The sequence below is a fragment of the Kribbella sp. NPDC003557 genome, assembly GCF_040610805.1.
In the GTDB taxonomy this organism is placed as follows: Bacteria; Actinomycetota; Actinomycetes; order Propionibacteriales; family Kribbellaceae; genus Kribbella.
Genome location: NZ_JBEXMY010000005.1, coordinates 830,110 through 855,397 on the forward strand (window position 1 = coordinate 830,110; position 25,288 = coordinate 855,397).

Annotated in this window: 19 protein-coding genes; 6 read left to right on the plus strand and 13 right to left on the minus strand. The window is 70.4% G+C overall.

The window, feature by feature from the left end:
* Positions 1-27: 27 nt before the first annotated feature.
* Positions 28-1,605, plus strand: coding sequence for a right-handed parallel beta-helix repeat-containing protein (locus ABZW60_RS24495; protein ID WP_355480412.1), 1,578 nt, complete (start codon positions 28-30; stop codon positions 1,603-1,605).
* 65 nt (positions 1,606-1,670) lie between these two features.
* On the opposite strand, the gene ABZW60_RS24500 is transcribed toward ABZW60_RS24495, so the two are convergent.
* The 6 genes from ABZW60_RS24500 to ABZW60_RS24525 are packed head-to-tail and all read right to left on the minus strand — an operon-like array spanning position 1,671 to position 8,086.
* The gene (locus ABZW60_RS24500) at positions 1,671-3,053 is read right to left on the minus strand and encodes a mannitol dehydrogenase family protein (protein WP_355480414.1); all 1,383 of its coding nucleotides are present in this window, start codon (positions 3,051-3,053) and stop codon (positions 1,671-1,673) included.
* Positions 3,050-3,880, minus strand: coding sequence for an ABC transporter permease subunit (locus ABZW60_RS24505; RefSeq protein WP_355480416.1), 831 nt, complete (start codon positions 3,878-3,880; stop codon positions 3,050-3,052). The genes ABZW60_RS24500 and ABZW60_RS24505 overlap by 4 nt, the downstream gene beginning before the upstream one ends.
* A complete protein-coding gene (locus ABZW60_RS24510; RefSeq protein WP_355480417.1) occupies positions 3,877-4,755 on the minus strand; it encodes a sugar ABC transporter permease in 879 nt (292 codons plus the stop codon). Before ABZW60_RS24510 ends, ABZW60_RS24505 begins: the two co-directional genes overlap by 4 nt.
* Positions 4,752-5,807 carry an ABC transporter ATP-binding protein gene (locus ABZW60_RS24515; RefSeq protein WP_355480419.1) on the minus strand — a complete coding sequence of 352 codons (1,056 nt, stop codon included), beginning with the start codon at positions 5,805-5,807 and terminating at the stop codon, positions 4,752-4,754. The genes ABZW60_RS24510 and ABZW60_RS24515 overlap by 4 nt, the downstream gene beginning before the upstream one ends.
* On the minus strand, positions 5,804-7,021 hold the full coding sequence (locus ABZW60_RS24520; protein ID WP_355480421.1) for an extracellular solute-binding protein: 1,218 nt from the start codon (positions 7,019-7,021) through the stop codon (positions 5,804-5,806). Before ABZW60_RS24520 ends, ABZW60_RS24515 begins: the two co-directional genes overlap by 4 nt.
* A 57-nt stretch (positions 7,022-7,078) precedes the next feature.
* Positions 7,079-8,086, minus strand: a complete 1,008-nt coding sequence (locus tag ABZW60_RS24525; protein WP_355480423.1) for a LacI family DNA-binding transcriptional regulator — start codon at positions 8,084-8,086, stop codon at positions 7,079-7,081.
* A gap of 142 nt (positions 8,087-8,228) precedes the next feature.
* Between ABZW60_RS24525 and uxaC the strand changes: the two genes are divergently transcribed.
* Both uxaC and ABZW60_RS24535 read left to right on the plus strand, forming a co-directional pair.
* Complete coding sequence (uxaC, locus tag ABZW60_RS24530; protein WP_355480425.1) at positions 8,229-9,641, plus strand: glucuronate isomerase; 1,413 nt, start codon at positions 8,229-8,231, stop codon at positions 9,639-9,641.
* Between the two features lie 42 nt (positions 9,642-9,683).
* Positions 9,684-11,201: a right-handed parallel beta-helix repeat-containing protein gene (locus tag ABZW60_RS24535; RefSeq protein WP_355480426.1), complete on the plus strand. Its 1,518-nt coding sequence runs from the start codon at positions 9,684-9,686 to the stop codon at positions 11,199-11,201.
* Here ABZW60_RS24535 and ABZW60_RS24540 read toward each other — a convergent pair.
* On the minus strand, positions 11,187-12,461 hold the full coding sequence (locus tag ABZW60_RS24540; RefSeq protein ID WP_355480428.1) for a hypothetical protein: 1,275 nt from the start codon (positions 12,459-12,461) through the stop codon (positions 11,187-11,189). The genes ABZW60_RS24535 and ABZW60_RS24540 overlap by 15 nt on opposite strands.
* Before the next feature lie 8 nt (positions 12,462-12,469).
* Positions 12,470-14,092, minus strand: a complete 1,623-nt coding sequence (locus ABZW60_RS24545; RefSeq protein ID WP_355480430.1) for a Wzz/FepE/Etk N-terminal domain-containing protein — start codon at positions 14,090-14,092, stop codon at positions 12,470-12,472.
* 170 nt (positions 14,093-14,262) lie between these two features.
* Between ABZW60_RS24545 and ABZW60_RS24550 the strand changes: the two genes are divergently transcribed.
* From ABZW60_RS24550 to ABZW60_RS24560, 3 genes are all read left to right on the plus strand, one after another.
* A complete protein-coding gene (locus tag ABZW60_RS24550; RefSeq protein ID WP_355480432.1) occupies positions 14,263-16,494 on the plus strand; it encodes a LamG-like jellyroll fold domain-containing protein in 2,232 nt (743 codons plus the stop codon).
* Positions 16,495-16,628: 134 nt separating this feature from the next.
* Positions 16,629-18,158, plus strand: coding sequence for a fibronectin type III domain-containing protein (locus ABZW60_RS24555; protein ID WP_355480434.1), 1,530 nt, complete (start codon positions 16,629-16,631; stop codon positions 18,156-18,158).
* Between the two features lie 56 nt (positions 18,159-18,214).
* Positions 18,215-19,714 carry a fibronectin type III domain-containing protein gene (locus ABZW60_RS24560; RefSeq protein WP_355480436.1) on the plus strand — a complete coding sequence of 500 codons (1,500 nt, stop codon included), beginning with the start codon at positions 18,215-18,217 and terminating at the stop codon, positions 19,712-19,714.
* Here ABZW60_RS24560 and ABZW60_RS24565 read toward each other — a convergent pair.
* Genes ABZW60_RS24565 through ABZW60_RS24585 form a run of 5 tightly spaced genes read right to left on the minus strand, consistent with a single transcriptional unit; the run spans position 19,701 to position 25,157 of the window.
* Positions 19,701-20,969: a hypothetical protein gene (locus ABZW60_RS24565; protein WP_355480438.1), complete on the minus strand. Its 1,269-nt coding sequence runs from the start codon at positions 20,967-20,969 to the stop codon at positions 19,701-19,703. The genes ABZW60_RS24560 and ABZW60_RS24565 overlap by 14 nt on opposite strands.
* 9 nt (positions 20,970-20,978) lie before the next feature.
* On the minus strand, positions 20,979-21,758 hold the full coding sequence (locus tag ABZW60_RS24570) for a WecB/TagA/CpsF family glycosyltransferase (protein ID WP_355480440.1): 780 nt from the start codon (positions 21,756-21,758) through the stop codon (positions 20,979-20,981).
* On the minus strand, positions 21,758-22,744 hold the full coding sequence (gene gmd / locus ABZW60_RS24575; RefSeq protein WP_355480442.1) for a GDP-mannose 4,6-dehydratase: 987 nt from the start codon (positions 22,742-22,744) through the stop codon (positions 21,758-21,760). The genes ABZW60_RS24570 and gmd overlap by 1 nt, the downstream gene beginning before the upstream one ends.
* The gene (locus ABZW60_RS24580) at positions 22,741-23,682 is read right to left on the minus strand and encodes a GDP-L-fucose synthase (RefSeq protein ID WP_355480444.1); all 942 of its coding nucleotides are present in this window, start codon (positions 23,680-23,682) and stop codon (positions 22,741-22,743) included. The genes gmd and ABZW60_RS24580 overlap by 4 nt, the downstream gene beginning before the upstream one ends.
* Entirely contained in the window at positions 23,682-25,157 is a 1,476-nt protein-coding gene (locus tag ABZW60_RS24585; RefSeq protein WP_355480446.1) for a sugar transferase, read from the minus strand. The genes ABZW60_RS24580 and ABZW60_RS24585 overlap by 1 nt, the downstream gene beginning before the upstream one ends.
* Positions 25,158-25,288: the final 131 nt, after the last annotated feature.

The following is a 25,288-nucleotide window of genomic DNA, read 5'->3' on the forward strand; positions in this document are numbered from 1 at the left end:
GCTACCTGTGCCACCGGAGGCTCCGCTATGAGAATTACATTTCTGGCATTTGTTGCACTCGGCACCGGACTGGTTGCCGTCGGCCCGCTGCCCGCGAGTAGCGCGCCGGCCGGCGACGGCCTGCCGTTCGAGGACCAGCAGACCGTGTCCACACCACCGGCCGACGGCACGTTCCGGACCGGTCCCGCGCTCGCGCCGCCCTGTACCGGCGTGACGATCCGTACCACCGACAACGCCGCCCGGGTCGTCGCCGCGTGGCCGAACGGTACGACGTTCTGCTTCACCGCCGGCTGGCACCGGATCACCGAGACGATCCGCCCGAAGGCCGACCAGGTGCTCGCCGGCAACAGCGGCGCCGTACTCACCGGATCCGTCAGGCTGACTCGCTGGACGCCGGACAACGGCGACTGGGTGACCACGGGAGCCCTGCCGCCGGCGTACCCGCAGACCGGGCAGTGTGAGGACAACACGGCGAACATCTGCTACCTGGCCGAGCAGCTGTTCCTGGACAGCAAACACCTGACCCGGGTGGCAACGCGCGACAAGGTTGCCCCTGGCACCTTCTACGCCGACTACGCGGCGAACGCCGTCTACCTGGGCAGCGACCCGGCCGGGCACTCGATCGAGATGTCGAAGACGCGGACCGCGATCGAGTCCGGTGCGACCGGTGTCACCGTCCGCGGGCTGACGATCGAGCACTTCGCGACGCCCCCGCAGGGCGGCGCCGTGGTTCTCGGCCTCGGGTGGAAGGTGTTCGCGAACGACATTCGCTGGAACCACGCGGTCGGCGCGATGCTGGTGAACGCGGACGGCGCCGTCCTGGAGAAGAACCACATCCACTCGAACGGCCAGCTCGGCATCGGCCAGTACAGCACACTCAAGGCGACCATCGCGTCGAACGAGGTCAGCTACAACAACACCGACGGCTTCTGGATCGCGGACTGGGAGTCCGGCGGGATCAAGACCACCTGGTCCAGCGGCGGCTCGGTGAGCGGGAACCTCATCCAGTACAACCGCGGCATCGGCCTGTGGAGCGACGCCTACGACGACAGCCGGACGTTCGGCAACAACCAGATCCTCCGCAACGCGGCGGACGGGATCCGCTACGAGATCGGGCGCAACGGCGTCATCGCGGACAACGTGATCAGCGGCAACGGCTTCGGCACCGGCCGCGGCTCGGGGACGTCGCTGTGGGACGGCGGCGGGATCAACGTGAACACGTCGTCGAACGTCCAGGTCCGCGACAACGTGGTGGCGAACAACGTGAACGGGATCGCGATCCAGTCCCGGACCCGCGGCTCCGGCCCGTGGGGCACCAACGTGCTCCGCGACATCGTCGTCTCGGGCAACCAGGTGACGATGCGCGGCGGGACCACCGCGACCGGCATGGTGCAGAACTCCGGTGCGGTGATCCCGGCCGGCGAGGTCACCCTCAACGACAACACCTACATCCTCGACAGCCTCACCGCCGACCGGTTCCAGAAGGCCGGCCAGTGGTACACCGCGAAGGAGTGGCGCGCCACCGGCCAGGACACCGCGAGCGTCTTTACCCTCGGCAGGGCGATCCTGGACGCGACCGGAATCCTCAGGATCCTGCCCAACTGAATGCTGAGACCTGAAGTGGTACCCGGAGACCTGCTGTGCCAGGTCTCCGGTAGCAACAACTGGTCTCAGGTTGCCAGTGAACTGACGTGGTCGACGAGGAGGTCGCGGAACAGGGCCGAGTCGCGGAGGTCGGGCGTGAAGATCGAGTCGACGGCGAGCAGGGCGTCGACCAGCCGGCCGGGCTCGGTCACCCCCGCGACCGCGGCCTTCAGCCGGTCCGCCTGCGGGTCGTCGAGGTCCGGCGTCCGGTGCACGTAGACCATCCAGGCGGCGACCGCGAGCGAGATCATCCGCGGCTCGGCGCCGGCCGCCAAGCGGTCCCGGACCGTGCCGAGCATCCGCACCGGCAGCTTCACCGAGCCGTCCATCGCGACCTGCCGGGTGCGGTGCTTCAGCGCCGGGTTCTCGAACCGCTCCAGCACGGTCGCGCCGTACGCGGCCAGGTCCAGCCCGTCGGGCGGCGTCAGCGTCGGGACGACGTCGTCGGTCATCAGCTGCCGCGCGAGCCCGCCGAGCTCCTCGTCGCGGACCGCCTCGGCGATCGTTTCGTACCCGCGCAGCGCACCGAGGTACGCGAGCATCGAATGCGTGGCGTTCAGCATCCGCAGCTTGGCCTGCTCCCAGGGCGCGACATCCGCGGTGAGGACGGCGCCGCCGCGCTCCCAGGCGGGCCGCGCACCGGCGAAGTCGTTCTCGATCACCCACTGCAGGAAGGGTTCCGCGACGACCACGGCCTCGTCCCGGACGCCGAGCAGCCGGGCGGCCTCGTCGCGGTCCGCGTCGGTGGTCGCCGGCACGATCCGGTCCACCATGCTGGCCGGGAACCGGGTCGCCTCGAACGCCGGCGGGGTCTTCCCGAGCGCCTCGAAGTAATCGGTCACCAGCGTGCGCAGGAACGGGCCGTTCGCCACCAGGTTGTCGCAGGAGACGATCGTCAGCGGCTCGTCCCGCCGGGCGATCGCCGCCGCCAGCTGGCCGACGACGGTACGGGGCGGGCGCCCGGTCAGGTCGGCCCGGATCTCCGGGTCGTCCAGGTTCAGCCCGTCCCCGGCTGCCCGGTAGCCCTTCTCGGTGACGGTCAGCGTCACCACCGACACCGCCGGGTCCGCGATCCGCGCGACCACGGCCTCCGGGTCCTCGGGCGCGGTCAGGACCTCGCGGATGCTGCCGATCACCTGGACCGACGGGTCACCGAGGCCGCGTTCCAGGACCGAGTACAGCCCGTCCTGCGGCGCCAGCTGGTCGCGGACCGTGGCGGACCGCTGGCTCACGCCGGTGATCCCCCACCGGGTCTCACCCGTCTCCACCGCGGCCCGTTCGGTGACGACGGCCTGGTGCGCGCGGTGGAACGCACCGATCCCGAGGTGCACGATGCCGACCGACACCGCGCGCGGGTCGATCGCGGGCGCGACGGGAAGGTTGGTGAGACGCAGCCTGCTCGGATTCATTCGGACGGTTCTTCCTTCACTCGGGCGACCAGTTGGGTCGGGTTGACGAAGCGCAGCGCTACCACCAGCAGTACCAGCATCATCGCGGTGTAGATCACGGCCATCGCGTCGACCGACTGCTGGGCGCGGATCCCCGCGGCCGACATCGAGTAGTACAACGCGACCACGAGCGTCTGCGAGTCCGGTCCGGCGGTGAGGAACGTCAACTCGAACATCCCGACCGTCCGCACCAGTACCAGGATCGCCGAGGCCAGCAGACCCGGGACGAGCAGCGGCGCGAGGATCTTCAGGAACACCGCGCGGGTGCCGGCGCCGAGCATCCGGGCCGCGTCCTCGATCCGCGGATCGACCTGCTCGATGAACGGCGTCATCGTGAGGATCACGAACGGCACCGACGGCACCAGGTTCGCCAGCACGACACCGGACAGGTGCCCCGCGAAACCGAACTTGTAGAGCACGGTCGCGAGCGGGATGCCGTACGTGATCGGCGGCATCAGGATCGGCAGCAGGAAGGTCAGGTACACCAGCCGCTTGCCGGGGAAGTTCTTCCTGGCCAGCACGTACGCCGCCGGCGCACCGACGAGGACCGACAGTACGACGACCAGCGCGGACACGAGCAGCGTGACGACGATGACGTGGAACAGCGTGAACTCGCGCCACGCGTCGCCGTACCACTGGGTGGTGAAGCCGCTGGGGAACCAGGTGTCGAACCACTGGGTGCCGAACGAGCTGACCAGGACCGAGAAGACGACGCCGGCCAGATTGACGAAGAAGAACGCGACGACGGCCCAGATGATCCACCCGAGCGGGGTTGTTCGCAGTCTCATCCCTTGCCTCCCGTCGATCCGGTGTAGAGCCGCGACCGCCAGACCAGCACGATCGCGACCACGATCAGCTCGACCGCGCCCATCACCATCGCGATCGCCGACGCGTACGCGTAGTCGTACTGCTCGTAGGCCGCCTGGTACGCCGCCAGCGAGATCACCCGTGTGGAGCCGGCCGGGTTACCGACCAGGACCGCGGACGGGAACACCGAGAACGCGAGGACGAAGGTGAGCAGAAAGGTTGTCGCCAGTCCGGGCGCCAGCAACGGGAGCGTGATCCGGCGGAAGCGCTGCGCCCGGGACGCGCCGAGGGTCGCGGCGGCCCGCTCCAGCGTGGGGTCGATCCCGGACAGGTACGACAGCACCAGCAGGAACGCGAACGGGAAGCCGGTGATGACGAGCGAGAAGAACACACCCCAGTAGTTGTTCGTCAGGCGGATCGGATCGTCGACGAGGTGCAGGTCGAGCAGGACGCGGTTGAACCAGCCGGTCGGGCCGAGGTAGTTCAGCAGCCCCTGCGCGGTGAGCACCGTCCCGAGCGTGATCGGCACGACGAGGATCGTGGTCAGCAGCCGCTTGCCGCGGAACCGGCCGCGCAGCCGGAAGGCGATCGGCACCGCGGCCAGCACGTTCAGCAGCGCCGCGGGCAGGGCGATCTTCAGCGTGGTCGCGATCGTGTCCCGCTGGTACGCGTCGCTGAAGAACTTGTCGTAGTTGGCCAGCACGCCGCCGCCGTCCATCGGCTGGAACGACAGGCTGAGCCCGTAGAGGAACGGGTAGACGAACAGCAGCAGGACGAAGATCGTGGCCGGGAGCAACAACCACAGCCGCCGGTCGACGCCGCGCTCGGCCAGCCGGTGCTGCCAGGTCGCGCTCACGACGGATACACCAGGAGCCGTCCCGGGGCGACGGCCAGCGCCACCTGCTCCCCCGGCTCGACGCGCTGCTCGGTCCGGACATGCACCCGCACGTCGCCGTCCAGCACCACCTCGACGGCCCGCTCGCGGCCTTGGTACTCGACGACCTCGACGAGTCCCTTCACGCCTTCGTCGCCGAGCTTGAGGTCCTCGGGGCGGACGGCGGCGATCACGTCGTCGCCGTGCGCGACGGCGCCCTGTGCCGCGCCGCGTACCGGCGTACCGCCGAGCTCGACCGTCACCTGGTCGCCGTGCAGTTGCGCGGCCTTCAGCGGCAGCAGGTTGCGGTAGCCCATGAAGTCGGCGACGTGCCAGGTCGACGGCTTGGTGTGGACCTGCTCCGGAGTACCGATCTGCTGGACCTTGCCCTGCCGCATGACGACCAGGCGGTCGGCCATGCTCAGCGCTTCCTCCTGGTCGTGCGTCACGTACACCGTCGTCAGGCCGAGCGACTGGTGCAGCCGGCGGATCTCGGTGCGCATCTCCAGCCGGAGCTTGGCGTCGAGGTTGCTCAGCGGTTCGTCCATCAGCACCAGCGCCGGCTCGAGAACGGTCGCACGGGCGATCGCCACGCGCTGCTGCTGCCCGCCGGACAGCTGGCCGGGCAGCTTGCTCGCGTGCTCGGTCAGCTGCACCATCTCGATCGCCTCGGCGGTCCGCCGCCGGACGTCGGCCTTCGGCAGGTGCCGCATCCGCAGCCCGAAGGCGATGTTGTCCCGGACGGTCAGGTGCGGGAACAGGGCGTAGTTCTGGAACACCATGCCGAAGCCGCGCTTCTCGGGCGGCAGCGTGTCGATCCGCTGGTCGTCCTGCCAGATCGAGCCTTCGGTCAGCGGGAGCAAGCCGGCCAGGCAGTTCAGCGCCGTCGACTTGCCGCAGCCCGACGGACCGAGCAGGGCGATGAACTCGCCCCGCTCGATGGTCAGGTCGAGGCCGCTCAGTGCGGCCGGGGTATCGGCCGCGCCGAACCGGCGGGTGACACCGTCCAGCCGGAGCTGCTCGAAACCGGTCACTGGCTCTTCACCTTGCTGCCGCCGACCTCGCGGTCCCACTTGTCGAAGGCTGCCACCAGCGCCTTCGCGTCCAGCGGCACCTCGGTCGGATTGTCGGCAATCAGCTTGTCGTACTCCGGCCGGCCGAACTCGGTGATCGCGTCCTTGCTCTCCTGCGGCGCCTGCGCCAGCTCGACGCCCTTGATCGCCGGGCCCGGGTAGAAGTAGCCCTTGTCGTACGCCTTGGCCTGCTGCTCAGGTGTCAGCATGAACTGCAGCAGCTGCAGGATCGCGGCCTGCTTGTCGGCCGACACACCCTTCGGTACGACGGCGTAGTGCGCGTCGGTCACCCAGTGGAAGCCCTCCAGCGGCGTGATCGCGGCCTCCTTCGGGACGGTGCCGAGCACCCGCGGGTTGATGTCCCAGCCCGTCGTGCTCGCGATGATGTTCGCCGAACCGTTCGCCAGCGCCTTCATCGTGTCGGCGGTGCCGGACGGGTAGAAGTCGACGGACTGGTTGAGCTCCTTCAGGTACGCCCAGGTCTTGTCCCAGCCGTTCACCGGGTCCTTCGGGTCCTTGTCGCCGAGGATGTACGGCAGGCCCATCAGGAACGTGCGGCCGGGGCCGGAGTTGGCCGGCCGGGCGTACATGACCTTGCCCTTGTTGGCCTTCGCGTAGGCGAGCAGGTCGGCGGCGGTCTTCGGCGGCGACGGCACCTTCGCCGGCATGTACTCGAGCAGCGGGCCGGACGGGTAGTACGTGACCGTCACGCCCTCCTTGCCGCCGAGCTCCTGCATCTTCTGCGCGGGCGGCAGGTAGTCCTTCATCCCGGGCAGCCGGTCGGAGTACTTCGACAGCAGGTCGATCCACAGCCCCTGCTCCTGGCCGGCCGCGAGCCCGTCGGTGCCGGTCAGCACCAGGTCGATGTCGACCCGGTTCGCGTTCTGCTGGGCCTTGATCTTGCCGGCCAGCTCGGGCGCCGGTCCCTTCGAGTAGGTGACCTTCGAGACCACGTCGCGGTGCTGCTGGACGAAGTCGTCGATCATGGGCTGGGTCAGCTGCAGATTGCCGGCCACGTCGAGGATGTTCAGCGTGACGGCCTTGGCCGGCTTCTCGGGTACGTCGCCGCCGCCGTCGGTGGCGGGTTTGTTCGGCGCCGGGGCGCCGCACGCGGTCAGCGCGGCGAGCACGGCCAACAGACCGGTGGCCGCGATCATCTTCCGCTGCAGATGCATCGGGTGTCTCCTCGGATCAGGGCGGGCCCGGCGCGGCGTCGCCGCCGGCCGGGGTGATCACTTCTGTGGTGCTGGTCCGGTCGAGTCCCGGACGATCAGTTCCCCGTGCAGTTCCCCGTGCAGTTGCCTGTGTCTGGCGGCGGCGCCCGGACCGTCGGGGTCGTCGAGCATCGCCAGCAGCAGCTCGACGGCGATCCGGCCGGCCTCCTGCTTGGGTAGCCGGACCGTCGTCAGCGCCGGCCGCGCCATCCGCGACATCGCGATGTCGTCGACGCCGACCACGCTCAGGTCGCCCGGCACCGAGATGCCGCGGCTGTGCAGGCGGGCCAGCAGGCCGATCGCAACCAGGTCGTTGTAGGCGACGACCGCGGTGGCGCCGGTCGCGACCACCTGGTCCGCCGCCGCCATGCCGCCCTCGTAGGTCGGCGCGAAGTTGCCGACCGGCGCGAGCTCGGCCCGCAGGGACTCGACCGCGTTCCGCAGGCCGAGGCCGCGGTGCTGGGTCGACCAGGACGTGGCCGGTCCGCCGACCCAGGCGATCCGGCGGTGGCCGAGGGCAACGAGGTGGGCGACGGCCTGCCGCATGCCGTCCTCGTTGTCGTAGGCGATCCCCGGGATCCCCGCCGCGGAGCGGTTCACCAGCACGACGGTGGTGTCCTGCGCGATCGCCGCCAGTTCCTCGTCACCGGCCCGCGGCGAGCACAGCACGACGCCGTCGACCTGCTTGGACAGCGCCCGCACCAGACCGGCCTCGGCCGCCGGGTCCTCGTCGGTGTCCGCGACGAAGACCGCGACGTCGTGGTGCCGGGCGCGCGCCTGGACGCCTTTGGTGAGGCTGGCGAAGAACGGGTTGGCGAGATCGGGGACGACCAGGCCGATGGTGCCGGTCCGGCCGGTGATCAGGCCGCGGGCGGCCCGGTTCGGTTCGTAGCCGAGTTGCTCGACGGCGGCCGCCACCCGGGCCCGGGTGGCGGCGTTCACCATCGCGGGCAGCGAGAGCGCGCGCGACACCGTGGACGGCGATACGCCGGCCAGCCGAGCCACATCCCGAATCGTCGCCGCCATGCTCATCTCCCCAGGGGTCGCCCTACCATTGCAATCGGTTGCAGCTTGTGTCAAGAACCCATCCACCGGACGCTCACTTGTGCTGACAAGCCCCGACTGCAATCCTTTGCAGAGGACGTTTCAGCCCAGCAACGGAGGACCCATGCCGAAGGCACTGCAGCCCCATCCGGACCGCGCCCTGCCGGCGGGTGCCGCGCGGGACGTCGCCCGCCGGATCCACGCCTCGACGAAGGACCTGCCGCTGCTGTGCCTGCACGGTCACGTCGACATCGGGCTGTTCGCCACCGACGCGCCGTTCGGCGACCCGGCGGAGCTGCTGGTGGTTCCGGACCACTACGTGACCCGGATGCTGGTCTCCCAGGGCGTCTCCCCAGACCGGCTCGGGCTGCCCCGCCGCGACGGCCGGCAGACCGCGGAGCCGCGGGAGATCTGGCGCGAGTTCTGCACCAACTGGCACCTGTTCCTCGGCACTCCGAGCCGGTACTGGCTGGAGCACGAGTTCGCCGAGGTGCTCGGGCTCACCGTGCACCCGTCCGCGGAGACCGCCGACGAGCTCTACGACCAGATCATGGCGCGGATCGCGGAGCCCGAGTTCCGGCCGCGGGCGCTGCTCGACCGGTTCAACATCGAGCTGATCTCCACCACCGACGCGGCCACCGACGACCTCGCCCAGCACGCGAAGCTCGCCGCGGACCTGCCCGGCCGCGTGGTGCCGACCTTCCGCCCGGACGCGGTCGCGCACGTCGACCGGGACGGCTGGCCCGCGCTGGTCGCCCAGCTCGGTGCGCTGGCCGACGTCGACACCTCGACGTACGACGGATTCCTGGAGGCCCTCCGGCAGCGCCGCCAGGCCTTCGTCGCGGCGGGCGCCCGGGCAACCGACCACGGCCACCTCAGCGCGGCCGCCGTACCGCTGACCGATGCAGAGGCGCAGCGGATCTACGCGGGCGCGTTGAAGGGCGACGTGACGCCCGAGGACGCGGCCGCGTTCGCCGGGCACATGCTGTACCAGTCGGCGGTGATGTCGGCCGAGGACGGCCTCGTCATGCAGCTGCACCCCGGTGTCCTGCGGGACCATGACCCGGCGATCTTCGCGACGTACGGTCCGGACCAGGGGCACGACATCCCGGTCGCGGCCGAGTTCACGCGGTCGCTGCGGCCGCTGCTCGAGCGGTTCGGGCACGCCGACGGGTTCCGGCTGGTGCTCTTCACCGTCGACGAGACCGTCTACTCGCGCGAGCTGGCACCGCTCGCGGGTGTGTACCCGGCGGTGCGGCTCGGTGCGCCGTGGTGGTTCCTGGACAGCCCCGACGGCATGCGCCGCTTCCGCGAGCTGGTCACGGAGACGGCCGGCTTCTACAACACCAGCGGCTTCGTCGACGACACCCGCGCGTACCTCTCGATCCCGGCCCGGCACGACCTGGCCCGCCGGATCGACGCCGGATACCTGGCCAACCTCGTCGTCCAGCACCGGCTGGACGAGGACGACGCGCTGCAGGTCGCGAAGGCGCTGGCGTACGACCTGGCGAAGGACACGTACCTGTCCAACCGGTAGTCTCACGCAATCTGTTCGCCGGGGGTGCGTGAAGGGACCGGGATGAGGCGTGGGGCCGTCGCGGCTGCTGGTGCCGCGGTGCTGGTGTTGTCGGGTTGTACGGACACGGGAAGCAGTCCCGAGCCGTCGAAGGCTCCACCGACCGTCACGGTGACCGTCCCCACCGCTCCCCCGTCCGCGGCCACCGGCGTACTCGGACCGACAGGGCCGAGTACGGCGAAACCGTGCAAGGGAACCGCCGTCGCGGTCGGCGCCGACCCGCAGCCGATCATCGACGCGGCGCCGGCAGGCACCACGTTCTGTTTCGCGCAAGGCATCCACCGCCTCACCAAAGCGATCCATCCCCGCGAGGGCGACACGCTGGCGGGCGACCCCGGCGCCGTACTGAGCGGAGCAGTCCGCCTCACCGGATGGACCCGCGACGGCTCCGCCTGGTCGGTGCAGGGTGTGCTGCCTGCGGCGTACGCGCTCAAGGGCCAGTGCGAGGACAACAAGACCAAGCCCTGCCAGCTCGGCGAACAGCTGTTCGTCGACGGCAAGCATCTGACCCGGGTCATGAGCCGTGCCCAGGTGAAGCCCGGCACGTTCTACGGCGACTACACCGCCAACGCCGTGTACGTCGCCGACGACCCCGCCGGCCACGTCGTCGAGATGTCCCGGACGCCCACGGCGATCGACAAGTCGGCCGACGACGTGACCGTCACCGGCCTGACGATCGAGCACTTCGCGTCGAAGCCGCAGGCCGGCGCCGTCCAGGCCGGCTCGGGCTGGAAGGTGATCGCGAACGAGGTCCGCTGGAACCACGCCGTCGGCATCATGGTGATCGAGGGCGACGACGCCGAGCTCAGCCGCAACACGGTCGCCGACAACGGCCAGCTCGGCATCGGCCAGTACAAGTCCGCCGGCGTCCGGATCACCGCGAACCTGGTCACCCGCAACAACACCGACGGCTTCTGGATCGCGGACTGGGAGTCCGGCGGGATCAAGTCCACCCGGTCGTCGGGCGAGGTGAGCGGCAACGACATCGTCGCCAACAAGGGCATCGGGATGTGGAGCGACATCGCGGAGTACGACCGCCGGATCACCGGGAACCGGATCCGCGACAACGCCGCGGACGGCATCCGGTACGAGATCAGCTACGCCGGCGTGATCGACCAGAACGTCGTCCAGCACAACGGGTTCGGCACCGGCCGCGGCTCGGGCGGAACGCTCTGGGACGGCGGCGGCATCAACGTCAACACCTCGTCCGACGTCCAGGTCCGCGGCAACCTGATCCAGGACAACCGCAACGCGCTGTCGATCCAGTCCCGCACCCGCGGCGACGGTCCGCGCGGCAAGTACGTCCTGCGCAACGTCCTGGTCGAGGGCAACCTGGTCGTGATGACGGGCTCGTCGGCGCTCGGCGTCGTGGAGAACAAGCGCTCCCCCACACAGGCCGGAGCCATCACCTTCCGCCGCAACAGCTACCAGGGCACCGGCAGCTTCGCCTACCGCGGCAGGACGATGACCTGGTCCGAGTGGCAGCAGTCCGGTTTCGACCAGGACTCAGTGAGCAGCTGAACGTCTTCGCTGTCTGAGCCGGTCCGCGTCGCAGATGGCCGCCGCCACCAGCAGGTGCACGGTCATCGAGGACAGGTCCGACAGGCCGCTCTCGTTCAGCGACGCGGCCGTCACGTACCCGAGCAGCAGGGCGCCGCAGGCCTTGACGTACGGCGTCGGCGCGCGCAGCACCGACACCCAGGCGAGGATCAGCGCGAGCCCGACGATCGCGACCGCGAGCAGCCCGGTCTCCCAGTACAGGCCGAGCCAGCTGTTGTCGATCGCCATCACGTCGACGTCACCCTCGCCGCGGGTGAGCAGCACCCGTTTGTTGCCGAGGCCGTGGCCGATGATCGCGGTCTGCGTCGACACCTTCTCGTCGATGACCGCCTGCCAGCTCGTCGTCCGGCCGCTCAGCGAGCTGATCTGCCGGGTGCTCTGACCGCGCAACAGCCAGTCGTGCAGCGACCCGATGGTCAGGAACGCGAGACCGAGCAGTCCCGGTACGACCAGGCAGGCGATCCGGCCGAGCCACGTCTTCCGCGTGATGATCAGCGCGATCACCAGGCCGAACGCGACGGCCGCCGCCGACGTCCGCGTCCGGCTCGCCGCGATCAGGACGCCACCGAGCCCGATCAGCGTCACCGCGGGCAGCGCGGACAGCTTCCGGCAGACCAGCCCGATCAGCGCGAGCCCGAGCAGCACCGCGCCGACCTCGCCGACGCGTGGCGGCAGCATCGGGATGATGACGCCCTGCAGCCGGTACCCGGTGCCGAAGGACCGGAGCGGGCGCCACGCCTGTGACGGCGCGTACGCCAGACTCAGCACGACAGTTGCCGCCAGCAACAGGTGGGCCCACAGATGCGCGCGGACCAGCCGCTCCGGCACCTGCACCAACGGCCGCCAGAGCAGGAAGATCAGCACCAGGCCGAGCAGGAAGCGGGCCAGCCGGGTCAACGGCCCCATCGGCTCGGCCAGCAGGAACGCCGTCGCGGACGCGAACAGCACGTACATCACGTACAGCCAGCTGGACGGATTCACCCGCGTCCGGAAGCCGGGCTTGGTCGCCGCCAGCGCGACCAGGAAGACCGCGCCGAGCAGCAGACCCTTCGCGATGCTGTTCGTCGACCCGGTGGTGCCCTGCGGCGCCGCGACCCGCGACGACCACGGCTGCACGCCGAGCACGAACAGGCACCACAGCATCAGCCAGAACCAGGCCGGCCGTTCGCTCTCGCCCTCGACCGTGCCCGGCACCGCCGGAGCCAAGCGTGTGCCCGACATGCTGGCCATCAGCGCGACGGCGTGCCCGCGTCCAGCGGCTTGTAGTTCAGCGGGATCCCGAGCGTCTCGTCCTGCGTCGAGGTCCCGATCAGGACGACGCCGAGCACCGGGGCGCCGGCGAACTGCAGCGCGCCCGTCAGCCGCGCGACGTCCATCTCCTTGTCGAGGCCGACCTGGACCACCAGCACCGACGCGTCGACCGCGGCGGCCAGCGGCGTGATGCCGTGCCGCCCGACGGAGGCGGGACCGTGGATCACCACGGAGTACCCCGGCGGGAGGTCCGCGACGATGCCCGGGACCAGCGACGGACCGACCGCCTCGGCCGTCTCCTCGTGGTTCAGGCCCGGCGGCAGCACGTACAGGTCCGCGACGGTGCCCGGGCGGAACAGCTTCCGGGCCCGGATCGCGCGGGTGGCGGCCGGCTCGTTCACCAGGTCCGTGAGGCCCTCGTGGCCGGTGAGATGCGGGAGCACCGGCGTACCTTCGATGTCGGCCAGCACCAGCAGGGTCTCGCGGCCGTCGCGGGCGTTCGCCTCGGCCATGGCCAGCGCGATACCGGCCGAGTTCGGGGTCGGGGACGCCGACACGACCAGGAGCGCGCCCGGGCCGCCGCCGGCGAAGGCCCGCGGGTTCAGTTCACGCCGCGCCAGCGCACCGCTCGCCTCGGCGCCGAGCGCGGTGATCTCGTACTGCGGAAGCTCCGGAGCGGACCGCTGCCAGATCCGCCGCCGGTTGCCCTCGGAGGCCGCGATCACCGGCGCCGTGGCCGCCCGCGCCGCCTGGTCGCGCGTCAGGATGTACGGCGTCAGGTGCGAGCGGAGCAGCGCCAGGCCGAAGCCGAGCACCAGGCCGAGGATCCCGCCGACGAGGATGTCGCGGGCAACCATCGGCGACGAGCTGGCGGTATCGGTGGTCGCCGGTGTCACCAGCTGGCTGCCGGAGCCGACCGTCGACAGCGCCTTCAGCATCGCGGCCGCGTCGTCGGCCGCCTGCCGGGCCTCGGTCGCCAGGCCGACGCGCTGGTCGCGCAGCGCCGCGGCGGTCTGGTTGTCGCCGCGGCCGACCGCCTCGTCGATCTGGCTGACCAGGCTGCGGGACTGCTGCGTCGCCGTCTTCGACCGGGCCTGGGCCTGCTCGGCCAGGTTGGTCAGCAGCGCCTTCGCCTCGGCGTTGCGCTGGGCCAGATAGATCGCGGCGATCGCGTTCGCCCGGTCGACCGCCTTCTGCGCGGTCGGGCCGTCGGTCGTGACCAGGTAGGCGTTGTCGGTGACGGCCTTCACCCGGGTCACCGCGGCCAGGTCCTGGATGGTCTGGTCGTTGTCCGGCATCCCGAGCGCCTTGACGACCGCCTTGAGCAGCGTCGGGCTCGCCATCACCCGGGCCTGGGTCTCGGCCGGCAGGTCCATGCCCAGCGGGCCGCTCTTGTCCGCCGACGTCGACAGCTTCCCGACCAGCGCCGGCGGCACCGCCGGGCCGATCACCAGCTGGCTCGAGGCGGTCCAGCGCTCGGTCTGGGACAGCGCGAACACGGAGGCGCCGAGCAGTCCGAGCAGGATGCACCCGAGGATCAGCCACTTCTGCCGCAGCAGTGACTGAGCGGTCTCCCGCCAGACCACGGTGCCCGGTTCCATCCCCTACCTCCAGTTAGCCGGCCTCCTGGTTCGCCGGCGCCCCAGGATATCCACAGGTGCGGACGCGACGCTCACGCGATCTCGTGGTTGTGCCCTACTCTCTTCCCGGGGGATTTCTGAGGGGTCAGGCGCCGCCTGCGCCGATCATGTCCAAGGGGGGACACCGCTACATGACGAAACGACGGCTGTTCACGCGGCTGGGGGTCGTAGGGACGGCACTGGCCGTCGTCGGGACCGTGCTGATCGCGGCGCCGGCACACAGCACCGAGGCGTCGCTCGCGGCGACGGCGAGCTCGACCTGGCAGACCAACGCCAGCGTCCAGGGCATCGCGGTGGCCGACGGCAAGGCGTATGCCGGCGGACGCTTCACCAGCGTCCGCCCGCCGGGCGCCACGCCCGGCACCGGCGAGGTCGGCCAGGCGTACCTGGCGGCCTTCGACGCCGGCACCGGTGCGCTGGTCACCACGTTCACCCCGGTGCTGAACGGTCAGGTCTACGCGGTCGCCGCATCGGCCGACGGTTCCAGGATCTTCGTCGGCGGCGACTTCACCACGGTCGACGGCCAGACCCGCAACCGGATCGCCGCATTCGACACCGCCACCGGCGCGCTCGTGGCGAACTGGAAGCCGTCGGTCTCGTATCGCGTCAAGAGCATCGCGGTGTCCGGTTCGACGGTGTACTTCGGCGGCTCCTTCGGCCTGGTCAACGGCGTGGACCGGCTCCGGCTGGCCGCGGTCACCACCGACACCGGCACACTGCTGCCCTGGGCCCCCGCCGTGAACGGCGACGTGTACGCCGTCGACGCGGCCGACGACGCTTCCAAGGTGTACGCCGGCGGCCAGTTCAGCACCGTCAACGGCACCACGCAGAACACGGTGACGAGCCTCGACCCGGTGACCGGCGCGGTGCTGCCGTTCCCCGGCGCCTCCGCCGTGCCGCCGCCGAACGGGTCCTGCACGACCCGGGTGAAGTCCATCGACGCCAGCGGCGACACCGTGTACTTCGGCAACGGCGGTGACGGCGGCGGGTGCTTCGACGGCACCTGGGCGGCCGACATCGCGACCAACACGCTGAAGTGGAAGAACCAGTGCCTCGGCGCGACCGAGGCGGTCAAGGTCGTCAACGGCTGGCTGTACAAGGGCTCGCACGCGCACGACTGCGCCAACCAGGGCGCCGGCGGCTTCCCGCAGGGCTTCGGCTACCGCTTCCTGCTGAGCGAGAAGCTGACCGACGGCACACTCGGCCCCTGGTACCCGAACACCGACGCCGACCCGAACAGCGTGACGAATGTCGGCCCGCTGGCGTTCGCGACCGGCGGCAACGACCTGTGGGTCGGCGGCGACTTCCTGAACGTGAACGGCACCGGCCAGCAGGGCCTGACCCGGTTCACCAACGCCGCGCCGGGCGCGGCGCCGGCCAAGCCCGCCAAGCTGACGCCGTACAGCGTGCAGCCCGGGGTCGTGCAGATCCACTTCCCGACCGTCGTCGACAACGACGACAGCACGCTGACCTACCGGCTGCTCAAGGGCTTCAGCAACACCACGATCGCGACCTGGACGGCCAAGTCGACGCCGTGGGACCGGCCGTGGCTGAGCTACACCGACACCTCGTCGGCGCCGGGTGAGCAGACCAACTACCGCGTCGAGGTCACCGACGGCAGCACGACGGTCCGCGGCAACTACTCCGACCCGATCACGGTCGCCTCGGCCGCGTCGACGGCGTACGACCAGATCGTCAACGCCGACGGACCGCAGGCGTACTGGCGGCTCGGCGAGCCGGCCGGCACGACGACGTCCGTCGACTCCTCCGGGCAGAGCAACAACGGCACGTTCACCGGCGTCACGCTGGGCGGCGCCGGGGCCATCGCCGGCAACACCGCGATGACGACCAGCACGAGCAGCGGGCGGATGGTCGGCGAGAAGGCGTACAGCATGCCGCAGCAGTTCACGGTCGAGGCGTGGGTCAAGCAGAGCGGCTTCAACCGCGGCGGCCGGATCATCGGTTTCGGCAACTCGAAGACCGGAAACAGCGGCGGTGGCGGCGACCGGATGCTGTACATGCGCACCAACGGCTCGATCGTGTTCGGCGTCAACGACGGCTCGCAGCGCACACTGACCAGCCCGTCGGGCAAGAACGACGGCCAGTGGCACCACGTCGTCGGCAGCTACGACGGTACAGATGGCAATGGCGCCATGAAGCTGTACGTCGACGGTGTCCTGTCCGGCAGCGCCCTGGTGGGATCGGCGTCGATCTACTACGGATGGTGGCGGGTCGGCTACGACCTGACCAACTCGTGGCCCGGCGGCGGAGCGACCCAGACCGGAATGGGCATCGACGAGGCGGCCGTCTACCCGTACGCCCTGACACCGCTCCAGGTCCAGTCCCACTACGCCGCCAGGTGAAAAGGCTTCTCTAGCACAAAGTCATAACGCGAGCAGGAGGCCCGTTTCCAGTGGGCCTCCTGCAGCGCTAAGGTCCTTCGCTGGTGCGTGATGAGGCGCGCGCTGACTGATCCCCGCCCAGTCGAAGGACCTAAATGAAGAAGTTAGTGCTGGCCGCTGTCACCGTCGTGGCCGTGGTGGCCGCAGCGTTGATCCCTTCCGGACCACCGGTGGAGGCGGCGCAGCCGGGTTTCGCTTCCGCGGTCTCCGCGATCAAGCAGACCTCCTGGCAGACCAACAACAGCGTGAACGCGCTGGCGATCGCCGGGAACACCGTGTTCGCCGGTGGTCTGTTCACCAGGCTCCGGCAGCCGGGCAAGGCCTCCGGCCAGGCCCCGGAGGCGGTCCGCACGTACGTCGCCGCCTTCGACCGCACCACCGGCAAGCCGACCGCCTTCGCGCCGACGCTGAACGGTCCGGTGTACGCCATCGCCACCAGCCCCGACGGCAAGTGGGTGGTGATCGGCGGTGACTTCACCACGGTGAACGGCATCCGGCGCAGCAAGATCGCGATGTTCTCGGTCGCCACCGGCAAGCTGGTCGCGGCCTGGGACCCGGTCGTGGCGGCCCGGGTGAAGGCGCTGGCGATCTACGGCAACAGCGTGTTCATCGGCGGCGCGTTCCGCGCGATCGACGGCGCCACCCGCAACCGGCTGGGCGCGGTCCGGCTGATCCAGGGCGACCTGCTGCCGTGGAACCCGAACGCGAACAACGACGTGTACGCGGTCGACGTGGCCGACAACGGCACCCGGGTGTTCGTCGGCGGCCCGTTCAGCACGATCAACGGCAAGGACCACTACTCGCTGGCGATGCTGAACAACACCACCGGCGCGGCCTTCGCGTTCCCGGCCGCGGCGGCGATCCCGAAGCCGACCGCGACCTGCACCACGCGTGTCAAGGACATCGACACCTTGGGCGACAAGGTCTTCGTCTCCAACGGCGGCGACGGCGGCGGATGCTACGACGGCGTCCTCGCCGCCCAGGTGAGCACCGGCCAGCTGCTGTGGCAGAACAAGTGCCTGGGCGCGACCGAGGCGATCAAGGCCATCGGCAACTGGGTCTACAAGGGCTCGCACGCCCACAACTGCAGCTCGTCGCCGAACGGTTTCCCGGACGGCACCGGCACGCACTACCTGCTGGTCGAGAGCGCGATCAACGGCAACCTCGGCCCGTGGTTCCCGAACACCGATGCGAACCCGAAGAGCACCACGCAGGTCGGCCCGCTGGCGATGGCCGGCACCGACACCGACCTGTGGGTCGGCGGCGACTTCCTGCACGTGAACGGCACGATCCAGGTCGGCATCACCCGCTTCACGAACGTGGCCGGCGGCGCGGCCCCCGGCCTGCCGAAGGCTCCGACGCTGACCGCGACGTCGTCGGGCCGGGTGTACGTGAGCTACGCCGACACCTACGACCTGGACAACCTGACGTTGACGTACAACGTGTTCCGCGGCTCGCTGAACGTCGGCTCGAACAAGTACACGTCGTACTTCTGGCAGCCCCGCAAGGTCTACCAGGTCGTCGACCGGGGCCTCGCCCGCGGCTCGACGTACACGTACCACGTGGAGGTCCACGACGGGCGCAACATCAGGAAGGGCGCCTCGGCGAGCGTGAAGATCCCGTAACGCTCCCTTCCGGATCGGCACCCTCGGTCGTAGCTTGGTGACTGGGGGGAACGATCATGGGGAGAAGACTGTTCGTTGCGCTGGGCATCGGCGGACTCGTGCTGGCGGCGGTGCCGGCACGACCCGCCGTCAGCACCGGGGCGGGCCTGACCGCGGTCGCGGCCGCCGCCTGGCAGACCGACGGCAGCGTGCTCGGGCTCGCCGTTGCCAAGGGCAAGGTGTACGCCGGGGGCCGGTTCCTGACGGTGCGTCCGCCGGGCGCGCCGGCCGGGACCAGGCAGGCGAGCCGGACCTACCTGGCCGCCTTCAGCCAGAGCACCGGCGCGCTCGACACCGGCTGGAACCACGTCCTGAACGGGATCGTCTGGGCGGTCGTCGCGTCCACCGACGGTTCGCGGGTGTACGTCGGCGGGGACTTCACCCGCGTCGACGGCCAGGTCCGCAACCGGATCGCGGCCTTCGACACCGCGACCGGCGCCTTGGTCGCGACCATCGCGCCACGCGTGTCGTACCGGGTGAAGGCGCTCGCGGTCGGCGGGACCAGCCTGTACTTCGGCGGATCCTTCGGCCTCGTGAACGGCGTGACCCGCAACCGGGCGGCCGCGATCAGCACCGTCACCGGCGCCCTGCTGCCGTGGAACCCGAACGCGGACAACGACGTGTACGCGATCGACGCGGCCGACGACAACTCGAAGGTCTACCTGGGCGGGACGTTCGCCAGGATCGGCGCGACGAGCCGCTGGGCGGTGGCCAGTGTCAGCAGTTCGACCGGCGCACTGCTGCCGTTCACGGCGGCCGCCGCCGTACCGCTGCCGTCGAGTGGGTGCACGTCGCGGGTCAAGGACATCGAGACGTCCGGGAACCGGGTGTACTTCGCGAACGCGGGTGACGGCCGGGGATGCTTCGACGGGACCTGGGCGGCGGATGTCGGCACCGGCAACCTGGTCTGGAAGAACACGTGCCTGGGCGCGACCGAGGCGGTGACCGTCGTGAACGGGTGGCTGTTCAAGGGGTCACACGCCCACAGCTGCCCCGGTGCCTTCCCCGATGGCAGCGGCAACCACTTCCTGCTGCTCCAGAACCCGGCCAACGGCTCGCTCGGGCCATGGTTCCCGAACACGGACGCCGGGCCGCCGACAGAGGTCGGGCCGCTCGTGTCCGCCAGCGGCGGCAGCGATCTGTGGATCGGCGGCGACTTCACCAAGGTCAACGGCGTCGGGCAGCAAGGCCTGACCCGGTTCACCAATCTCGGCCCGGGTGCCGCACCGCTCGCCCCGGCACTGCCGACGCTGTCCAGTCCGGCAGCCGGTCAGGTGAAGGCCAGCGTCCAAGCCTCGCTGGACAACGACGACGTACGCCTGACGTACCGTCTTCTCCGCGGAGCGGCCAACACCGTCGTCGCCACCACGACCGCCAGCTCCGCGTTCTGGTCCCGTCCGACGGTCACCCTCACGGACACGACGGCGCCGGCCAGAACGTCGCAGATGTACCGGATCGAGGTCTCCGACGGGAACCACACCGTCCGAGGGGGCTACGCCACCGTCACCGTGCGCTGACGCGGCGGTGGGCGGCGATGGCTCGGTGAGCTTCGTTCCACCAGAGCAGGAGGGTCGCGAAGGAGGCGCCGGCGAGACCCCAGGCGGCGCCTTCCGGACCCCACAGGTAGGCACCACCGATGCCGCAGGTGATCAGGACGACGGACGAGATCAGGCGGACGCGGAGGCCGCGGGTGGCGGCGGTGAGGGCGCGGAGGATGGCGAAGGCGCCGGCGTTGGAGGCGCCGAGGGCCTGCAGCAGGATGACGGGGACGAGGACGTTGTGGGCCTGGGTCCAGACGCCCGGGCCGAGCAGCTCCCGCCCGACGACCGGGGGCAGCAGCAGGAAGACCGCGCCCCAGGCCAGCGCGCCCGCGCCGACGCCGAGCGAGATCGCGAGCCCGACCAGCCACAGCCTTCGGTACGAGTGCCGTAGCGCGCGGGCCGCCTCGGGGACGGAGATCATCCGGATGCCCTGGTTCAGCACGTTCACCGGGCCGAGCAGCACCTGGGCGCCGCGGATACCCGCGGTCGCGACCAGGCCGGCGGCCGCGGTGATGCCGAGCATGTAGACCTGGATGGTGCCGGACACCGCGAGCATCTCCCCGACGTACTTCGGGGTCAGGTCCCAGTTCCGGCGGACCCATTCGCGGATCAGCTGCCGGCGCGGCGCGACGCCCGCCTGGAAGCGCCCGGCGACCGCCGCGACCACCGCGCCGAGACCCCACGCGAACGTCAACGTGAACGCGGAGGCAGTGTCGGTGAGGTAGAGCCCGCCGAAGATCGCCAGCATGACCAGGAGCCAGATGAAGTCGTTGACGAACGCCTTCTGCCCTTCACCGACGACGAAGAACGCCCAGCGCCAGGCGTCTTGCAGGAGCAGCCCCGGCATGGTGAGGGCGAAGGCGATGAGTACGCCCTTCGACGGCACGGCCGGAACGGCGACGACGGCGAGACCGACCAGCAGGGCCAGGAATCCGGTGAGCAGCGCGGTGGCCGTGCTGGCCCGTACGGCGCGCTGCCAGTCAGGGGTCCTGTCGCCGGAGTGCCGGACGGCGAGCGGCTCGGTGGCGACGGCCCGGGACACGTTCAACGCGATCGTGTAGCCGCCGAACGCCAGCGCGTACACACCGAAGTCCGCCACCGTGCTCGACCGCGCGACCACGACACCGACGGCCAGGTTGCTCAGGCTCGACAGCGCCTGATCGGCCAGACCCCATCCCGCGCGGCCGGCCGGTCCGGCCAGCCGCCGGAGTTTCGGCCGCCGGATTCTCACCGCCTCACTCTAGAGGGGGCGCGGCGGATGCCGGAGAACGCCCAGGAGGAAACGCGGGATGCCGAGCACATACCGCTTCCAGAGCCGGCGCGGCTCCTTGTACAACCGGTAGCTCCACTCGAGTCCGGCGCGCTGCATCCACCGCGGCGCGCGGTCCAGCCGGCCGGTGTGGAAGTCGAAGGCCGCGCCGACCCCGATCAGGATCGTCGCGTTCAGCCGGTCGCGGTGGTCGGCCATCCAGCGCTCCTGCTTCGGCGCGCCGAGCCCGATCCAGACGATGTCCGGGCGGGCCTCGTTCATCCGCGCGACCGTCTCCGCGTCCTCCGCGTCGGTCAGCGGACGGTACGGCGGGCACTCGACGCCGACCACCTTCAACGCCGGGTGCAGGTCCTGGAACCGCTCGCGCAGCTCCTCGGCCACCCCCTCGGCCCCGCCGTAGAAGTACTGCGTCCAGCCGCGCTGCGCCGACTCCGCCAGCACCCGCTCGAGCAGGTCCGGACCGGCCACGCGGTCCATCCGCTCGAAGCCCGCCTTCTTGCCCGCCCAGACCAGCGGCATCCCGTCCGGCACGGTGAGCCCGGACGTGTTGTAGACCTCGGTCAGCCGCTCGTCGGCCCGGGCGTGCAGCAGCGCGTTCATGTCGGTCACGCAGACCAGCTGCCGGTCACCCCGCTCGATCCAGCCGGCGAAGGTGCCGACCGTGTCGTCGAGGTTCGTCACGCTGACGTGGATGCCCAGCACGTCGACGCGGTCGGCGGCCGTCGTGGGCTCGGCCTGGATGTCGGTCATCAGTCGTCCCGTTCCGTCAGCGCCGCCAGATCGGCGTCGACCATGATCCGGACCAGCTCGGGCACGTGCACCTGGGCCTTCCAGCCGAGCTCGGTGGTGGCCTTGGACGCGTCCCCGATCAGCGAGTCCACCTCGGTGGGGCGCTCGTAGCGCTGGTCGTGGTCGACGTACTTCTCCCAGTCCAGCCCGACGTGCGCGAAGGACAACGCGACGAAGTCCCGGACGCTGTACGACGTGCCGGTCGCGATCACGTAGTCCGCCGGGGTGTCGTGCTGCAGCATCCGCCACATGCCCTCGACGTACTCCGGGGCGTACCCCCAATCCCGGGACGCCTCCAGGTTGCCCAGGTACAGGCGCTGCTCCAGGCCGAGCTTGATGCGGGCCACCGCGCGCGTGATCTTCCGCGTCACGAACGTCTCGCCGCGCCGCGGGGACTCGTGGTTGAACAGGATGCCGTTCACCGCGAACATGTCGTACGCCTCGCGGTAGTTCCGGGTCATCCAGTAGCTGTAGAGCTTCGCCGCGCCGTACGGCGAGCGTGGGTAGAACGGCGTGTCCTCGTTCTGCGGGGGCGGGGTCGCGCCGAACATCTCCGACGAGGACGCCTGGTAGAACCGGCAGTCCAGCCCGATCATCCGGATCGCCTCGAGCAGCCGCGTCGTCCCCATCCCGGTGGTGTCACCGGTGTACTCCGGCTCGTCGAAGCTCACCCGCACGTGCGACTGCGCGGCCAGGTGGTACACCTCGGCGGGCTGGATCGAGGCCAGCAGCGTGACGAGCCGGGAGCCGTCCGTCAGGTCGCCGTAGTGCAGGAACAGCCGCTTGTCCTGGGCGTGCGGGTCCTCGTACAGATGGTCGATCCGCTTGGTGTTGAACGTCGACGCGCGGCGGATCAGGCCGTGCACCTCGTAGCCCTTGGCCAGCAGCAACTCGGCCAGGTACGAACCGTCCTGGCCGGTGATACCGGTGATGAATGCTTTCTTCATGTGACGTTCTCCACGTACCAGCGGTAGGTGGCGGCCACACCGTCTTCGAGGGAAATCGACGGCTTCCAGCCCAGCGCCTGCAGCCGGCTCACGTCGAGCAGCTTGCGCGGGGTGCCGTCCGGCTTGGACAGGTCATTGCTGAGGGCACCGGTGTAGCCGACCACCCGGGCGACCAGCTCGGCCAGCTCGCGGATCGTCACGTCCGCGCCGACCCCGACGTTGATCGGCTCCGGCGCGTCGTAGTGCTCCAGCAGGTGCAGGCACGCGTCGGCCAGGTCGTCCACGTGCAGGAACTCACGCCGCGGCGTACCGCTCCCCCACAGCACGACCTCGGGCGCGTCGGCCTCACGAGCCTCGTGGAAGCGGCGGATCAGCGCCGGCAGGACGTGCGACGACGCCGGGTCGAAGTTGTCGTTCGGACCGTACAGGTTCGTCGGCATCGCGGAGATCCAGCGCAGGCCGTACTGCCGGCGGACCGCCTGGACCTGCATGATGCCGGCGATCTTCGCGATCGCGTACGCGTCGTTGGTCGGCTCGAGCTCGCCGGTGAGCAGGCTCGACTCGCGGATCGGCTGCTCGGCGTACTTCGGGTAGATGCACGACGACCCGAGGAACAGCAGCCGCGGCGTCCGGACCTCCAGGCAGGCGTCCATCAGGTTCACCTGGATGCGCAGGTTGTCGCTGAGGAACTCGGTCGGGTGGTCCCGGTTCGCCAGGATGCCGCCGACCCGCGCCGCCGCGTCGATCACCGCCGCCGGGCGGTGGTGCCGCAGGAAGTCGAACGTCGCGGCGCGATCGCGGAGGTCCAGCTCCGACGACGAGGCGCCGATCAGGTGCGTGTACCCGGCGGCCTCGAGCCGGCGCCACAGCGCCGACCCGACCAGACCGCGGTGACCCGCGACGTACACCGGTGCATGCCTGGGCAACTCATTGGCCATCAATACGCTCCCGCGCCGTAGAACACCGCGCGCACGGTCTTCCAGAGAATCAGCAGGTCCAAGGTCATCGACCAGTTGTCGACGTACCGCAGGTCGAGCCGGACCGACTCGTCCCAGGACAGGTCACTGCGGCCGCTGACCTGCCAGAGCCCGGTCATCCCGGGCTTCACCAGCATCCGCCGCGAGTCGTCGGCGGCGTACAGCGCGACCTCCTCGGCCAGCGGCGGCCGCGGGCCGACCAGCGACATGTCGCCGCGCAGCACGTTGAACAGCTGCGGCAGCTCGTCCAGCGAGAACCGCCGGATCCACCGGCCGAGCGGGGTCATCCGCGGGTCGTTGCGCATCTTGAAGATGACACCGTTGCCGTCGCTCAACGCGTAGAGGTCGCTGAGCCGCGCCTCCGCGTCGACGTACATGCTGCGGAACTTGAGCATCGTGAACTCGACGCCCGCACGGCCGACGCGCTGCTGCCGGAACAGCACCGGGCCGCGGCTGGACAGCTTCACCGCGAGCGCCAGGCCGGCCAGCACCGGCGCCAGCACGACCACGATGCCGAGGGCAACGATCCGGTCGAAGACCGCCTTCATCAGGTGCGGCCCGCCGCTGACCGACGGCCGCTCCAGGTGCAGCAGCGACAGCCCGGCGACCGGGCGGACCGAGATCCGCGGACCGGCGACCTCGATGATCCCCGGGGACACGATCAGCTCGATACCGCGCTGTTCCAGCGCCCAGGACAGCCGGCGCAGCGACTGACCGGCCAGCTCCGGGTCGGTCGCGATCGCGACCACCTCGACCGCGTGCCGGTCGGCGGCGGCCAGGATGTCGGGCTCGTCGAGCGCCTCGACCTCACCGGACTCGCCCCGCGGCCGGCAGGTCGCCACCACCCGGAAGCCGTCGGTCGGGCGGCTCTCGAGGTGCTCACACAGCGTCGCGGCCGGGCCACTGCGCCCGACCACGAGAACCCTGTGCATGCAGCGCCCTCGGACCCGGTGCCGGTGCAGGTCCTTCCGCAACGCGTACCGCAGCAGCAACGCGGCGATCACCATCACCGGGATCGCCAGCACCACGAAGCCGCGGGCGATCTCGGCCTTGGTCACGTACGACGTCATCGCGACCGCCGCGGTGAGTCCGACGCCGGCCCGCAGCAGCGACCGGAACTCGTCCGGCCCGGCCCCGTAGAAGCGCGGGTCGTACCCCTTCGACAACGAGACGGCGGCGACCCAGGCGAGCGGCAGCACGCTGCTCACGATCAGATAGCTCGAGCCGACGTGGTACCCGAACCGGGTCAGCAGCGCGATCGAGACGCCGAGCATCGCCGCCAGCAGGTCCCCGCCCACCGCGGCCCAGCGGTACACCCCCACCCAGCGCGGCTCGGTCGACCGCGACGGCAGCGGAACGATCGCCGGGACCTCGTGCGGGACGACCCAGAGCGGCCGACGGCTGTCCACAGCGTCAGGCGCTTCTGCTCCGCTCACAGCGGCCCCTCGTTCCCTCCCGCAACCAGCCGGTCACTAACAGTGTCCAGCGTGGAGTGCAGCGTGTCCTTGTTCACCCGCGCGTCGGCGGCGAGTCACCGAACATTACTACGCGGGCAGGCCGCGAGCGA